Raw genomic sequence first — 15218 nt, 5'->3', positions numbered from 1 at the left:
CCAGCTGCACAGAAAGCTCAGGCTGCTAAAAAGCACCACAAAGTGAAAAAAGCGGCTAAATAAGTCGGCCTCTTAGCGCCAACACCGCATTAACGATTGAAAACACCCGGTTATGCCGGGTGTTTATTTACTGGAGTAGCGAAAAATGGTGCGTCGCTATCGCTTCGAAATTATCCTGATTGTGATGATCCTGTGCGGCATTGTTGCAGCCAGCTTTTTTATCTAGTCGTTGTAGCGTGCTGATTACTCCAATATTTCTCCCTTTTTTCCCGCTCTCCGACTATAGTTATCGCTCAAGCGTGATGACAATAACCTCTTCTTATTCTCGCCATTGAGAGAACTATGCGCCTGGCTATCCTGTTACTTGTTGGAATTTTCAGTTTTAACCTCGCAGCACATGCCGATGATGAAGATGGGCCAAGCCCGGAAGACATCAAGACGCTATTTTTTGGCAAAGACCACCGCAAAGCCATTACGGATGTGAGTGCCGCTCCCTGGGATGCCATTGGACAACTGGAGACCGAAAGTGGCAACCTCTGCACGGCCACCCTGATATCCGCCCATCTGGCATTAACCGCTGGACACTGCCTGCTCGCCCCTCCGGGTAAATTTGATAAACCGGTGGCGCTGCGTTTTATGTCAGGTGCTAAAGGCTGGCGTTACGAAATACATGATATTGATGCGCGTGTAGAACCTTCACTGGCGCGCAGGCTACAGGCCGATGGTGAGGGCTGGATCGTGCCACCAGGCGCGGCACCTTACGATTACGGGCTGGTCATTTTGCATAATCCGCCGTCGGGTATCGTACCCATCCCCTTATTTGACGGCTCACGTAGCGATTTAACCGATGCGTTGAAAACCACCGAACGCAAAGTGACACAAGCCGGTTACCCTGCTGATCACCTCGACACGCTCTATTCTCACAGCGACTGCCTGATTACCGGCTGGGCGCAACGCGCGGTGCTGTCTCATCAATGTGATACGTTGCCAGGCGACAGCGGATCGCCGCTGCTATTGAAAAGTGGTGATGGCTGGAAACTGATTGCGGTGCAAAGCTCTGCACCCGCACCGGCGGACCGTTATCGCGCGGATAACCGTGCCATCGCGGTGACGTCGTTTAAAGACAGTCTGGAAGAGCTGGCGAAATAAGATTTTCGCCACAGAATCGCTCACCTTCTTCGCGCCAGGGAGTTTCATGCGCAGTCAGCGATATTTCACTCACAGAGGCGCAGAAATAGCGCCTCTGTGCTTTTGTTGACTCAGCTAATCTGTTCCATCGCCTGCAGAATACGCTTATCAGAGATAGGATAAGGTGTGCCCAGCTGCTGAGCAAAATAGCTAATCCGTAACTCCTCAAGCATCCAGCGGATCGCCTGAACTTCAGCATCATCCTGACGCTGCGGGGGCAGTTTATTGCGCCATGCTTGCCACGCCTGCTCTGTGGCCTGCACTTTCAGCATGCGCGCACGATCGCTGTAAGGGTCAGTCGGCAGTTTTTCAAGGCGGCGCTCGATGCCCTGTAAATAGCGCAACGTATCGCCCAGATGCTGATAGCCATTACCGGTGACAAAGCCGCGGTATACCAGGCCACTCATTTGCACTTTAATATCAGACAGTGCCAGCGCCAGCGTCATGTCGACACGACCCTTCAGGAACTTGTTGATATTGAATACGCTGGTCAGAATCTGCTCGACCTGTTTGGCAATCGTCACCACAGTTTCGTTCAATTCAGCTCGCACTTTGTCGCGCAGTTGCTCGAAATTCTCCTGTTGCCATGCCGGACCGCCCGCTTCCGCCATCAGTTTGTCGACTCCACAAGCGATGCAGTCATCAATCAAATCCAGCACTTTGCCGTAGGGATTGAAGTACAAGCCGAGCTTGGCTTTGTTGGGCAGTTTCTCGTGCAGATACTTGATCGGCGACGGGATGTTCAACAGTAACAAGCGACGCTGACCGCGCCACATCATTTTCTGCTGCTCCAGTTCATTATCGAACAGCCGAATGGCGACACTGTCTTTCTCGTCGACCAGTGCGGGCCAGGCTTTAACCTGATAGCTGCCGCGTTTCTGCTCGTAACTTTGCGGCAAATCACCAAAGCTCCAGATGTGCAGTCCGCTCTGCTCCAGCCCATCGTCTGCGACTTTCGACAGCGTTTCCTGCACTTTACCTTTCAATACCTGCTTTAATTGATGCAGGTCTTTGCCTTCCTGCAGTTTGCGGTTGTGTTCATCCACAATGCGGAAGGTCATTTTCAGGTGATCGGGCACCTGATCCCACTGCCAGGCTTCACGGTCAATGGTCACCCCGGTCATGCGGCGGAACTCGCGCTCCAGCGCATCCAGCAGCGGTAACTCCATCGCTTTAACACGACCGAGGAAAGCTTCTGCATAGTTCGGTGCAGGCACCAGATTGCGGCGCGTTGGTTTTGGCAGCGATTTAATCAGTGCAATCACCAACTCACGGCGCACGCCGGGGATTTGCCACTCAAACCCCCCCTCTTCAACCTGATTCAGCAACGGCAACGGAATGTGAACGGTCACACCATCGGCATCCGCGCCGGGCTCAAACTGATAGCTCAGTTTTAGCTTCAGATTGCCCTGATGCCAGAAATTCGGGTAATCGAGCTGGCTGACTTTATCCGCGCCATCTTTGATCAGCATCTGCTTATCAAAACTCAGCAGGTCAGGATTGTCCTTGCTCGCCTGTTTCCACCAGCTATCAAAGTGGCGTGCGGAGACCACGTCAGCGCCAATGCGGCGGTCGTAGAAAGCAAACAACGTTTCATCATCGACCAGAATGTCACGACGACGTGATTTGTGTTCCAGATCTTCCACTTCACTGCGCAATTTGAGGTTGTTGCGCAGAAACGCATGGCGCGTCTGCCAGTCGCCTTCCACCAGCGCGTGGCGGATAAACAGCTCACGACTGAGTGGCGCATCAATGCGGCTGTAGTTGACCTTACGCGCCTGCACAATTGCCAGGCCATACAGCGTGACTTTTTCTGTCGCCATTACCGCGCCCTGGGCTTTCTCCCAGTGCGGTTCGCTGTAGCTGCGTTTAATCAAATGCTGGGCCAGCGGTTCGATCCATTCGGGATCGATACGTGCGGCCACGCGGCCCCACAACCGGCTGGTCTCCACCAGTTCCGCGACCATGGTCCACTTCGGCGGCTTCTTAAACAGGCCGGAGCCAGGGAAAATGGAGAAGCGGGCATTACGCGCGCCAGTGAATTCATGCTTCTCATTGTCTTTCTGACCAATATGCGACAGTAATCCGGTCAGTAAAGCGCAGTGCACTTCACGATAGGGCGCGGGTTCGCTGTTTACCGGCATACCCTGTTCGCGTACCACCTGACGCAATTGCGTGTAAATATCCTGCCATTCACGCACGCGCAAATAGTTGAGAAAGTCGGTTTTACACTGACGCCGGAAGTGATTGCCCGACAGCGCTTTTTGCTGCTCCTGCAGATAATTCCACAGATTCACAAATGAGAGGAAATCCGACTCTTTGTCAGCAAAACGCCGATGTTTTTCATCGGATGCCTGCTGTTTATCACTTGGGCGCTCGCGCGGATCCTGAATCGATAAGGCCGCAGTGATGATCATCGCTTCACGCACACAGCCAAATTTTTGCGCTTCCAGTACCATGCGTGCCAGACGCGGATCGACTGGCAATTGCGCCAGCTGGCGGCCAGACGTCGTCAGCTTGTAGGTTTCATCCTCACTTAGCGTGATAGCGCCCAACTCTTCCAGCAAGCGCACGCCATCCTGAATATTGCGCTTGTCGGGTGCTTCGACAAACGGAAATGCGCCGATATCGCCCAGGCCGAGCGCCGTCATTTGCAAGATAACCGACGCCAGGTTGGTACGCAGAATTTCCGGATCGGTAAACGCCGGACGACTGAGGAAATCGTCTTCAGAGTAGAGACGGATACAGATCCCTTCCGACACACGTCCGCAACGCCCTTTACGTTGATTGGCGGATGCCTGAGAAATCGGCTCGATCGGCAGGCGCTGCACCTTAGTACGATAGCTGTAGCGGCTAATGCGCGCCGTACCGGGATCGATAACGTATTTAATGCCCGGTACGGTGAGTGAAGTCTCGGCCACGTTGGTGGCCAGCACGATGCGGCGTCCACTGTGTGACTGGAACACCCGGTTCTGTTCGGCATTCGACAGCCGCGCATACAGCGGTAAGATTTCGGTGTGCGGGATATCGCGCTTCATCAGCGCATCGGCGGTATCGCGAATTTCACGCTCGCCACTCATAAAGATCAGGATATCGCCACGGCTCTCGTGACCTAACTCATCGACCGCGTCAAAAATCGCCTGCAGCTGATCGCGGTCGGTATCGTCAGCGTCTTCCACCATTGGGCGGTAGCGCACTTCGACTGGATAGGTTCGGCCTGAGACTTCTATCACCGGCGCATTATGGAAGTGGCGAGAGAAACGCTGCGGATCGATGGTCGCCGAGGTGATGATCACTTTCAAATCGGGACGGCGCGGCAGCAGCTCGCGCAGATATCCCAGCAGAAAATCGATGTTCAAACTGCGTTCGTGCGCTTCATCGATGATGATGGTGTCATATTGCAACAACTGACGATCCTGCTGGATTTCCGCCAGCAGAATACCGTCGGTCATCAGCTTCACTTGCGTCGTGTCGCTGACCTGGTCGTTAAAGCGCACCTTATAGCCGATAGTGCCGCCGAGCGAGGTTTCCAGCTCATCGGCAATACGATTGGCAACGGTACGTGCCGCCAGACGGCGCGGCTGCGTATGACCAATCAACCCTTTGACACCACGCCCGAGCGCCAGGCAAATCTTCGGTAGCTGGGTGGTTTTCCCTGAACCGGTTTCCCCGGCCACAATCACCACCTGATGATCGCGAATCGCCTCGGCTATTTCTTGCTGCTTTTGACTGACCGGCAGATTTTCCGGGAAGGTGATGCGTGGCGTGGCCGCCGTGCGCTGTGCAATGCGCAGTTCAGCGGCAGCAAATTCGGCTTCTAGTTCTGTTGCAATGCCCTGCTGCGCGGCTGGATTTTTCACCTTCGCTGCGCCATGCAAACGGCGCTGCAAGCGCTGGCGGTCGCGCAGCATCAGATTATCGAGCCGCGTCCAGAGTGGGGCCAAAGGGGAAGTGACGGATGATGACATAGTGGTGTGTTACCTGTGGTCGCGGCGAGCCTGGCAAAGTGCGCTCAATGCCGGCTGAAATTTCCCGGCGGATTCAATCAATTATTGCCCGGCATAATAGCACACTCTGGACAACCTCACCTGACCGGACGTGCGACCTTATTCAATAATTTCGAACATAGGTCTCGAAATATTGCGCTTTTACCTCGCGGAGGATCTCCGTAGAGTGTAACGCATTGAGCGGTAAGCCAACCGCGTAACGCACAGGAAAACACCATGAGCAAAGTTTTAGTTCTGAAATCAAGCATTCTAGCCGGTTACTCTCAGTCAAACCAACTGGCTGACTTCTACGCTGAAGAAGCGCGCGCCAAAGGTAATGAAGTGACTGTTCGCGATCTGGCTGCTCAGCCAATTCCCGTTCTGGATGGCGAGTTGGTTGGTGCACTGCGTCCTTCTGATGCTCCGCTGTCTCCACGTCAGCAGGAAGCCCTGGCGCTGTCTGATGAGCTGATTGCAGAACTGCAAGCGCATGACACTGTGGTTATTGCTGCGCCAATGTACAACTTCAACATCCCAACTCAGCTGAAAAACTACTTCGACCTGATTGCGCGTGCTGGCGTGACTTTCCGTTACACCGAAGCAGGCCCGGAAGGTCTGGTCACCGGTAAACGTGCCGTGATCCTGTCAAGCCGTGGCGGTATTCACAAAGATACCCCAACGGATCTGCTGACCCCATACGTGAAATTGTTCCTGGGCTTCATCGGCATCACCGATGTGAACTTCGTGTTCGCTGAAGGTATTGCTTATGGTCCAGAAGTGGCGACCAAAGCGGCTAACGACGCGAAAGACGCCATCAAGCAAATTGTTGCTGCGTAATCTTAAGAACGTGATGAATACCCGAGAATAATGGGTATGATGCCATCTTTGCCGGGCCTGAGTGCCCGGCTTTTTTATGGCTGTGACTCAGATAATGATGGGTTTTACTTACGTAACCACTGCCCGTTGATACCGCGCACATACTCTCCACTGCCTGCGCGACTCACCAGCTTTTCGCCCGCGATACGTGCCACTTCACTGGTGCTCAGATTGTTCTGCTGCGCGACGCGCTGATATTGTTGCATACGGCCATCATTAATCCGTTTCACCAACGCCAGGGTTTCATCATCCTGTTGTCGCGCCGCCACATAGCCACTGAGTGTTTCCCCCACGCGCCCCTGCTGCCGCGCTTCGTCCAGCGTCAGCGCCCACGCTGAAGGCACCAGCAGCAGCACCAGCAACAATGCCATCGCTTTCGATTTCATCATGCCGCTCCTCAAAACAGGCCGCTTTGGTTTTTCAGCAACGCTTCCACATCTTTATCGACCTTGATGTGGATTTCATGTTCGATCTTCACGTTCATATTGATGGTGATCGGCTCTTTCGGTGCCGCCACTTCAATGCGCGGCACGCAACCGATCAGCGGCAGCCCAGCTGCCAACACCAGCAATGCCCTGAGGCTCATGGTTGGGGATCCTTCTTTGATGGCAGGGTGGCATTTTGTTCCACCCAGGATTGCAAATTATCGCCAAAGCGCAGGCTGCGCCACAGCTGGAACAGATTTTCCTGATGCCGATAGTTGAGGTTAATCGACTGTCGGCGATTACTAAACTGACTGGTGCCTTTCACTTCGGACTGCATCGTGAGATTGCCGAAGTTATCGAGGTCCAAAGTGGCCCACGAACGGGAAATCTCCATGTAGCGCAGCCAGTCCATGGCGGCACCCGCGGCAAAGTTATTACTGACGATGGCATCCGCCATATCTTTATCCATGCGGAAGGTCAGCGGGCCGCTGTTGGCAATCCAGCCCTTCTCAATCAGCCATTGCGGATTATTCACCCATAGCGGTAGCTCGCCATTCACTTTGCCCGACATGGCGAACTGCTTGGGTTTGATCGCCGTAATCAGCTTGCTGAGGTTGATTTCACGCAGCGAAACGCGCGCGGGTTCATGCTGCGGCATGCGCAGTTCAGGCATGCTGACATGGCCGCCTAACAGATCGAGATTCACGTTACTGAGCGTCAACGGCTGGCGCTCTTGCCATGGATAGTGGCCCTGCAGATCGGCAGTGATGTTCTGCAACGCAAACTGGTTTTTGACTTCAGCGATGCGCAGTGAAACCGGACCGCGACGCCCTAACTGCCATTGGTGATCCTTGAGACGGAACGGCAGCGTGAAGTCGATGCCATTGATTTCACTGTCCGGCATCCACACGCTGCCCTTTTTCACTGCCCAGAAACCACCGGCTTCAAAGCCCTGTTTGGTGGCCGCAGAAAACGCCATTTGTGCCCGCAATTCACCTGACTGAATGCGCATCTTCAAATCGCTACTGAGCAAAGGCTGGAACACCGTCAGTGACTGAGCTGGCCACCAGGCTTCACCGCGCAAACGTTCACCATCCCAGCGCCCGTGTACCCGCACCGGGCCGATATCCTCAGCAGTAAGTTGCCCACGCCAGATAAAGCGACTCGGATCGCTGCCTTTGGCCTCAAAGCGCAGTTCTGAAGGCGGCAACCACCCGCCATAGCTAAACTGCGTCTGACCGGATTTCAGGGTAAAACCCCCGTTGAAAGCCGGATGCGCGACGTCTCGCTGCCAGCGCACCGGTGCGGTTAAGGTCAGGCGCGGTTTGTCGACTTGCACCATGCCATAGGCTAATTGATCAAAGCCGGTATTGAGTGTGTCCAGACTGATTAACGTATCCTGCCAGCTACCCGTGCCCTTCACATCCCATTTGGCATTGAGCGGCTGCATCATTCCATCGCCCCAGTATCGCCAGTTCCAGCGTCCGCTGTCTGGCCAAAAATCGCTGGCGCGTCCATCAAGATGCAGCGTGAAGCGACCGAAGTTGGGATCGTGAGCTTTTAGAATTGCTTGTAATCTGCCATTGATACCGCGCGAGGCAAGTGTCACGCCCGCTAACGGCCAGCGTGCTTCATCCACTTCCAGCGTCGAAAGCAAGCGTCCACGCAGGCGCAGCAGCGCACCTTGCTTAAGTGTGATTTGCGGATCGGTCAACATGCCGTGCAATATGCCCGGCATGCTGCCGAACAACTGCAGGTCGGCAAACTTACTTTCGCCGGTCAGCTGGAACGGTAACGCGCTGTCGGTAAGGCTCAATGTGCCCGGCCCGACACTCAGCACCAGGTTACCTTTACCGCCGCGGCCTTGGGTAAGCAGATTGAACCGCCCGCTGACCTGGGTGTTTTCCAGCCCCTGCTGCCAGTTGTCGAGGGTGAGCGCCAAACCACCCGACAGCGGTTGGTCAGCTTGCGGCCAGCGCCAATGTCCCTGAGTGATACGTATCTGCTGCGCATCGACCTGCCACGGTACCTGCAACAACGGCTGATCGTCACCCTGCTGATTAATCACCAGCGTGCCTTGCTGCTGCTGCCAGTTAAGCGTCATCGCCAGCGGCTGCGGCCACTGCGTCAGATTGACATCACCGCTGAGTTCACCCGCCACCGGCAAACCGTTAGCAAAGGTGGGCAGCGTAAGATCACCGTGCAAATCGAGCGGTTTTGGTAGCAAAGGATGACTGATTTGGAGTTGTGCGATCTGCAGTTGCTGCCCCTGCAAACGTGCATCTAGTTGAAGGTTATCGCCCTGATAATGTAACTGCTGGACGCTTTTATCGAGGCTGAGATCAAAACGGCCGGCATATTGCTGCCAGGGTAAAATAGTCAGTTGCTCCAGATGGATATCGGCACCCGGTAACATGTGTTGCCATTCGGCCAGACTGCGCGGTGCACCGCTAGAATCGCTCTGTGGCAGGGCTTGCAGGCATTCACTGTTGAGCTGTACGGCCTGTGCACTGAGCTGCCAGCGTTTATGTTGCCAACCCAGCGCGACATCTTTGACATTCGCCAGCTCGCAGTCACCAGCCAGATAGCTTACCGCCGGAAAATGCACGCCGCCGTTGTGCCAGCGCGGTGAACCATTGAGCTCAACGCGGGTATTTTCCGGCAGCCAGATGCCCGCCAGACGCGGCAACCATTGCGTCAGCGTCAGCAGTAATCCCAACAGCAGCAATATCAGCGCCAGTAGCGCAGCAAGTGTTCGACGGAGGCCCCGCGACATGGCAGTTAACTATCCTGTTCTTTACGCAATCCTGACGGAGATGATGTCATGTTATGCCCGGCAAATGAAGGTGTTAGCTATATAGCCTGGCTGAAGATCAGCAAAATGATGCAGAAAACGTTATTCTGTGATGATACCGACGTTGCATTTTTCAGGAGCGAAATAATGAAAGTTGCGGTTTACAGCACCAAACACTATGACCAGAAATACTTTGAACACGTCAATGCCAGCTTTGGATTTGAGCTGCAGTTCTTTGACTTCCTGCTGAGCGAAACCACGGCCAAAAATGCGGCGGGCTGCGATGCGGTGTGCATTTTCGTTAATGATGATGGCAGTAAAGGGGTGCTGGAGGAGCTGGCGGCACTGGGCGTGAAAACCATCGCGCTGCGCTGTGCCGGATTTAATAACGTCGACCTTGAAGCGGCTGCCGCCCTCGGTTTGCAGGTGGTACGCGTACCGGCCTATTCGCCGGAAGCGGTGGCTGAACACGCGGTGGGGTTGATGATGACGCTGAATCGCCGCATTCACCGCGCCTATCAACGCACGCGTGATGCTAACTTCTCGCTGGATGGCCTGACCGGTTTCAATATGCACGGCAAAACGGCGGGTGTGATTGGCACCGGTAAAATCGGTGTGGCGACCATGCGCATCCTGAAAGGCTTTGGCATGCGTTTACTGGCGTTCGATCCTTATCCAAGTGCTGCTGCACTCGAACTGGGTGCCGAGTATGTCGATCTGAAAACGCTGTTTGCCGCATCCGATGTGATTACGCTGCATTGCCCAATGACGCCTGAAAATCATCATCTGCTCAATGCACAAGCCTTTAATCAAATGAAAGATGGGGTGATGATCATCAACACAAGCCGTGGTGGCCTGATCGACTCACAGGCAGCCATTGATGCGCTGAAGCAGCAAAAGATAGGTTCACTCGGTATGGATGTGTATGAAAATGAGCGCGATCTGTTCTTTGAAGATAAATCGAACGATGTGATTCAGGACGATGTGTTCCGTCGCCTGTCAGCCTGCCATAACGTGTTGTTCACCGGCCATCAGGCATTCCTGACTGCCGAAGCCCTGACGGCGATTTCCGAAACCACGCTCAGCAATTTACAGCAGCTTGAACGTGGCGAAGACTGCCCGAATCAGGTGAAAGCGTAAAGATGTGGCGCCTGCCTCAGCGGGCGCACTGTCCACCCATCAGCGCCTGCTCGTCACAACGACGGCCATTGGCTAACTGACACATGCCAATACGCGATCCATCCAGCTGGCGTGAAAACGCCAATGTTCCCCCGGCATTACTGCAATTCACTTCGGCCATAGATGCCATAACAACATGCGGTTGAACGTGTGCTGCGGTAGCCTGTTGTGGTGGTTCGTCATCACTGTTGCTGCTGCAGGCAGAAAGTAACAGTGCTGCACCGGCCAGCAGTAAGGTAGCGGCTTTCATCGGTCGGGCTCCGGGGAGTTGGGCGTAAAAGAGCCCCCAGCATATGTCAGGTGCGTTAAGGGATCGATAGGCGACACAGCTTTTTACAAATTTTTTTATCGCCTTTTGCAAGCAGAATTATCCTGATTGGACCTGATCAGCCTTTTTTCACCGAAACAATCCTATTTATCAATGCATAAGGAGGAATCATGCTAACAGACATGTTGATCCGTATTGCGCTCGCCGGCATTTTGGGTGGTTTGATTGGCCTCGAGCGTCAGATGCGCGCCAAAGAGGCCGGATTACGCACCCACATTTTGGTGGGTATTGGCAGTGCCATGTTTATGCTGGTGTCGAAGTATGGCTTCGCGGACATGCTTGATAGTGATCACGTGGCGCTGGATCCCAGCCGAATTGCCGCACAGGTGGTGAGTGGGATGGGCTTCCTCGGCGCCGGTACCATCATCATCCAAAAACAAGTGGTCAAGGGTTTAACCACCGCCGCAGGTTTGTGGGTCACCGCCGCGATTGGCCTGGTGATTGGTAGCGGCATGTATGAAATCGGTATTTATGGCACGGTGCTAGCGCTGGTGGTGTTAGAAACTTTCCGTCGCATCAGTCATTGGCTGATTGGCCGCCATCACACGCTAATGGTGCACCTTAAACCCAAAAGCGTGCCGCTGGTGTTGCTGGTGCTGCAACGCGAGAATATCCGTTACGGTCACATTGCTGTGGTAAATCGGGATGAGGAGAATGGCCTGTGTGAACTCAGCGTTGAGGTGACATTGTCACGCAGTGCCGCCATTCACACCATCTACGATAAAGTGATGGAAATCAAAGGCGTTCAATCATTAGAAATGATGTAAAAATCAACAACTTTAGATGGCAGTGCGCTCACCTGTCGCCACCACACAGATGAAAAAGTCCAACCAAATTGCTTTGCTAAACTGAATTATTACCCCCGTAAAGTTTCAGGTTTCTCAGCGTAGCAAAGGACGATTTATGATTACCGTCGACGGCAACGGTGCGGTGGCTTCGGTCGCTTTCCGCACCAGTGAAGTGATCGCCATTTATCCCATCACGCCCAGTTCCACCATGGCGGAACTGGCCGACAGTTGGTCTGGCGAAGGTCGCCGCAATATCTGGGGTGATATCCCTCGCGTGGTGGAGATGCAGTCAGAAGGCGGCGCGATTGCTACCGTGCACGGTGCGTTACAAACCGGCGCCCTTTCCACCACGTTCACGTCATCGCAGGGCCTGCTGCTGATGATCCCGACGCTGTATAAACTCGCCGGGCAGCTGACACCGTTTGTCCTGCATGTTGCTGCGCGAACTGTTGCCACGCATGCGCTGTCGATATTTGGCGATCACTCTGATGTGATGGCGGTGCGCCAGACCGGTTGCGCACAACTGTGTGCTTCCAGCGTGCAGGAAGCGCAGGATTTCGCGTTGATTTCTCAGATGGCTTCACTCAATAGCCGCGTGCCCTTTATCCACTTCTTCGACGGTTTCCGCACCTCACATGAAATCAACAAAATCGTTCCTATTAGCGATGAAACCCTGCAAGCACTGATGCCAGCACAAGCGATCGCAGAACATCGTGCACGCGCATTGACGCCGGATCGTCCAACCATTCGCGGCACCTCCGCCAATCCTGATACCTATTTCCAGTCACGCGAAGCCACTAATCGCTGGTATGACGCCTGCACCGGCCATGTTGAAGCCGCTATGGACGCGTTTGCCGCTAACACCGGTCGCCAGTATCAGCCGTTTGAGTTTTATGGTCATCCGCAGGCTGAGCGCGTGATAGTGATGATGGGGTCGGGCTGCGGCACCGCCGAAGAAGCGATTGATGTTCTGTTGCAGCGCGGCGAAAAGGTCGGATTGGTGAAAGTGCGCCTCTATCGTCCGTTCTCAGCGGCGCATCTGATCAAAACGCTGCCTGCTTCGGTTCAGCGCGTGGCGGTGCTGGATCGCACCAAAGAGCCCGGCGCACTGGGTGAACCGCTGTTCCTGGATGTGATGACCGCACTGGCTGAGGCCTTTAGCCGGGGTGAACGCCCGACCCTGCCGAAAGTGATCGGCGGACGCTACGGTCTGTCATCGAAAGAGTTTGCCCCTGATGCCGTGCTCGCTGTGTTCCGTGCGCTGCAGCGTGAACAACCGCCTGCGCGTTTCACCGTGGGTATTTATGATGATGTCACGCACTTATCGCTGCCGATGGAGGCCAACATCGTGCCGAACCGGGCGCGACTGGAAGCGCTGTTTTACGGCCTCGGCAGTGACGGCAGCGTGAGCGCCAGCAAAAACAACCTGAAGATCATCGGCAATGCCACGCCGTGGCACGTGCAAGGCTATTTCGTTTATGACTCGAAAAAAGCGGGCGGCCTGACTGTTTCCCATCTGCGCGTCAGTGAACATCCCATCCAGTCGGCTTATCTGGTGCAACAGGCTGATTTTATCGGCTGTCATCAACTGCAATTTATTGATAAATATTCGATGCTTGACCAGTTGAAACCGGGCGGCATTTTTCTGCTTAATACGCCTTATGCCGCTGATGAAGTCTGGTCACGCCTGCCGCAGGAAGTGCAGAGCCAGCTTAATGACAAGCAGGCGCGGTTTTATGTCATCAATGCGGCGCGTATTGCGCGTGAATGCCAGCTCGGTGCGCGCATTAATACCGTGATGCAAATGGCGTTCTTCCAGTTGACGCAGATTTTGCCCGGCGACAGTGCATTAACCGAACTGCAAAACGCCATTGCACGCAGTTACAGCAGTAAAGGCGAGGAGCTGGTGCAGCGTAACTGGCAGGCGCTGGCGATGGCTCAACAGGCGCTGGAAGCGGTGCCGCTACAGGCGGTTGATCAGCAAAGCCCGCACCGCCCGCCGGTGGTATCCGATAGCGCACCGGATTTTGTCAAAACCGTCACCGCCGCCATGCTGGCAGGATTAGGCGACAAATTGCCGGTGTCCGCACTGCCGCCAGACGGCACCTGGCCCGTTGGCACCACACAGTGGGAAAAACGCAACATCGCCGAAGCGATCCCCATCTGGCAACCCGACCTGTGCACGCAGTGTAATCACTGCGTAGCAGCCTGCCCGCACGCGGCGATTCGCGCTAAAGTCGTTGCGCCTGAAGCCATGGACTCCGCGCCTGAATCACTCACTTCTCTCGACGTCAAATCACGCGATATGCGCGGCCAGAAATACGTGTTGCAGGTGGCACCTGAGGATTGTACCGGCTGTAATCTGTGTGTCGAAGTGTGCCCGGCCAGCGATCGCCAGCACCCGGAGATTAAAGCCATCAACATGCAATCCCGTCTTGAGCATGTTGAAACTGAAAAGGTGAATTACGATGCGTTTCTTGCGCTGCCGGAAATCACGGCGGAACAGCTGGAACGCATTGATATTCGCACCTCACAACTGATCACCCCGCTTTTTGAATATTCAGGCGCCTGTTCCGGCTGTGGGGAGACGCCGTATATCAAGTTGCTGACGCAGCTGTATGGCGATCGCCTGTTAATTGCCAACGCCACCGGTTGCTCATCCATATATGGCGGTAATCTCCCCTCCACCCCTTACACCACTAACGCTGAAGGACGCGGACCGGCATGGGCCAATTCCCTGTTTGAAGATAATGCTGAATTCGGGCTCGGTTTCCGCCTGAGCGTTGATCAGCAGAAACAGCGTGCGCTACGTCTGTTAGATCAGTGTGCGCCACAGTTGCCTGACGCTTTAGTGGCAGCATTGAAAGAGGAAAATGTCCTGCCCTCTGTTCGTCGCGAGCAAATCGTTGAACTGCGTCAGCAGCTGGCGGCTTCATCATCAGCGCACGCAGGCGAATTGCGGGTTATCGCCGATGCGCTGGTGGAGAAATCTGTCTGGCTGATTGGAGGCGATGGATGGGCCTATGACATCGGCTATGGCGGTCTTGATCATGTGATGAGCCTGAGCGAAAACATCAACGTGCTGGTTCTCGACACCCAGTGCTATTCCAATACCGGCGGACAAGCCTCCAAAGCCACGCCGCTCGGCGCAGTCACCAAGTTTGGCGAGCAAGGGAAGCGCAAAGCACGTAAGGATTTAGGCGTTGCCACCATGCTGTATGGGCATGTGTATGTGGCCCAAATTTCGCTGGGCGCGCAGTTGAATCAGACGGTGAAAGCGATTCAGGAAGCGGAAGCCTGGCCCGGCCCATCGCTGATCATCGCCTACAGTCCGTGTGAAGAGCACGGTTACGACCTCGCCTACAGCCATGAGCAGATGCGATTGTTGACCACCAGCGGATTCTGGCCGCTGTATCGCTATGACCCTCGACGTGCAGAACAAGGTAAAGCGGCACTGGCGCTGGACTCTCGCCCGCCCACCTCGGTGCTGGAAGAGGCATTGATGAACGAGCAGCGTTTCCGCCAGTTGCAAACCCGTGAACCGGAAGCCGCCGCGCAGATCTGGCAGGATGCAACCGAAGCCGCCAATCAACGCTATCAAAGACTGGCGTAAATGGCCGGTAAAACAGAGAAAAGTGACTAAATGAACTAAGC

10 protein-coding genes are annotated in these 15218 nt (G+C 54.8%); 5 read left to right on the top strand and 5 right to left on the bottom strand.

What is annotated here, in order from left to right; translation table 11 throughout:
• Positions 1-342: 342 nt before the first annotated feature.
• Complete coding sequence (locus tag CRO33_RS03625) at positions 343-1149, top strand: trypsin-like serine peptidase (RefSeq protein ID WP_034821307.1); 807 nt, start codon at positions 343-345, stop codon at positions 1147-1149.
• A gap of 110 nt (positions 1150-1259) precedes the next feature.
• On the opposite strand, the gene hrpA is transcribed toward CRO33_RS03625, so the two are convergent.
• Positions 1260-5156 (bottom strand): ATP-dependent RNA helicase HrpA, encoded by a 3897-nt coding sequence (gene hrpA / locus CRO33_RS03620; RefSeq protein ID WP_097117062.1) that lies wholly within the window; start codon positions 5154-5156, stop codon positions 1260-1262.
• A 255-nt stretch (positions 5157-5411) separates the two neighbouring features.
• On the opposite strand from hrpA, the gene azoR reads away from it, so the two are divergent.
• Entirely contained in the window at positions 5412-6011 is a 600-nt protein-coding gene (azoR, locus tag CRO33_RS03615; protein WP_034821315.1) for an FMN-dependent NADH-azoreductase, read from the top strand.
• Between the two features lie 104 nt (positions 6012-6115).
• Here azoR and CRO33_RS03610 read toward each other — a convergent pair whose 3' ends face one another.
• From CRO33_RS03610 to CRO33_RS03600, 3 genes are read right to left on the bottom strand one after another with little or no spacing between them, the layout of a single operon-like run.
• A complete protein-coding gene (locus CRO33_RS03610; RefSeq protein ID WP_097117061.1) occupies positions 6116-6436 on the bottom strand; it encodes a YdbL family protein in 321 nt (106 codons plus the stop codon).
• Between the two features lie 11 nt (positions 6437-6447).
• On the bottom strand, positions 6448-6636 hold the full coding sequence (locus tag CRO33_RS03605; protein ID WP_013509194.1) for a YnbE family lipoprotein: 189 nt from the start codon (positions 6634-6636) through the stop codon (positions 6448-6450).
• Positions 6633-9251 carry a YdbH family protein gene (locus tag CRO33_RS03600; RefSeq protein WP_097117060.1) on the bottom strand — a complete coding sequence of 873 codons (2619 nt, stop codon included), beginning with the start codon at positions 9249-9251 and terminating at the stop codon, positions 6633-6635. The genes CRO33_RS03605 and CRO33_RS03600 overlap by 4 nt, the downstream gene beginning before the upstream one ends.
• A gap of 165 nt (positions 9252-9416) precedes the next feature.
• Here CRO33_RS03600 and CRO33_RS03595 point away from each other — a divergent pair, with 165 nt between their 5' ends.
• Positions 9417-10409 (top strand): 2-hydroxyacid dehydrogenase, encoded by a 993-nt coding sequence (locus tag CRO33_RS03595; protein WP_034821521.1) that lies wholly within the window; start codon positions 9417-9419, stop codon positions 10407-10409.
• A gap of 16 nt (positions 10410-10425) precedes the next feature.
• Here the strand turns inward: CRO33_RS03595 and CRO33_RS03590 are convergent, their stop codons facing one another.
• Positions 10426-10698: a putative hemolysin gene (locus tag CRO33_RS03590; protein ID WP_034821326.1), complete on the bottom strand. Its 273-nt coding sequence runs from the start codon at positions 10696-10698 to the stop codon at positions 10426-10428.
• A 188-nt stretch (positions 10699-10886) separates the two neighbouring features.
• Between CRO33_RS03590 and CRO33_RS03585 the strand changes: the two genes are divergently transcribed.
• Both CRO33_RS03585 and nifJ read left to right on the top strand, forming a co-directional pair.
• Positions 10887-11543: an MgtC/SapB family protein gene (locus CRO33_RS03585; RefSeq protein ID WP_034821327.1), complete on the top strand. Its 657-nt coding sequence runs from the start codon at positions 10887-10889 to the stop codon at positions 11541-11543.
• 136 nt (positions 11544-11679) lie between these two features.
• Entirely contained in the window at positions 11680-15177 is a 3498-nt protein-coding gene (gene nifJ, locus CRO33_RS03580) for a pyruvate:ferredoxin (flavodoxin) oxidoreductase (protein ID WP_097117059.1), read from the top strand.
• Positions 15178-15218: the final 41 nt, after the last annotated feature.

It is taken from the genome of Pantoea sp. GL120224-02, from assembly GCF_900215395.1.
Lineage (GTDB): Bacteria > Pseudomonadota > Gammaproteobacteria > Enterobacterales > Enterobacteriaceae > Pantoea > Pantoea communis.
This window is presented reverse-complemented; position numbering and strand designations above follow the sequence as displayed.

What these genes read in the sequence shown, in the direction of transcription:
- hrpA (WP_097117062.1), bottom strand. Translation starts at nt 5,156, where the DNA reads ATGTCATCATCCGTCACTTCCCCTTTGGCCCCACTCTGGACGCGGCTC.
- CRO33_RS03625 (WP_034821307.1), top strand. Translation starts at nt 343, where the DNA reads ATGCGCCTGGCTATCCTGTTACTTGTTGGAATTTTCAGTTTTAACCTC.
- CRO33_RS03610 (WP_097117061.1), bottom strand. Translation starts at nt 6,436, where the DNA reads ATGAAATCGAAAGCGATGGCATTGTTGCTGGTGCTGCTGCTGGTGCCT.
- CRO33_RS03600 (WP_097117060.1), bottom strand. Translation starts at nt 9,251, where the DNA reads ATGTCGCGGGGCCTCCGTCGAACACTTGCTGCGCTACTGGCGCTGATA.
- CRO33_RS03595 (WP_034821521.1), top strand. Translation starts at nt 9,417, where the DNA reads ATGAAAGTTGCGGTTTACAGCACCAAACACTATGACCAGAAATACTTT.
- CRO33_RS03605 (WP_013509194.1), bottom strand. Translation starts at nt 6,636, where the DNA reads ATGAGCCTCAGGGCATTGCTGGTGTTGGCAGCTGGGCTGCCGCTGATC.
- CRO33_RS03585 (WP_034821327.1), top strand. Translation starts at nt 10,887, where the DNA reads ATGCTAACAGACATGTTGATCCGTATTGCGCTCGCCGGCATTTTGGGT.
- azoR (WP_034821315.1), top strand. Translation starts at nt 5,412, where the DNA reads ATGAGCAAAGTTTTAGTTCTGAAATCAAGCATTCTAGCCGGTTACTCT.
- CRO33_RS03590 (WP_034821326.1), bottom strand. Translation starts at nt 10,698, where the DNA reads ATGAAAGCCGCTACCTTACTGCTGGCCGGTGCAGCACTGTTACTTTCT.
- nifJ (WP_097117059.1), top strand. Translation starts at nt 11,680, where the DNA reads ATGATTACCGTCGACGGCAACGGTGCGGTGGCTTCGGTCGCTTTCCGC.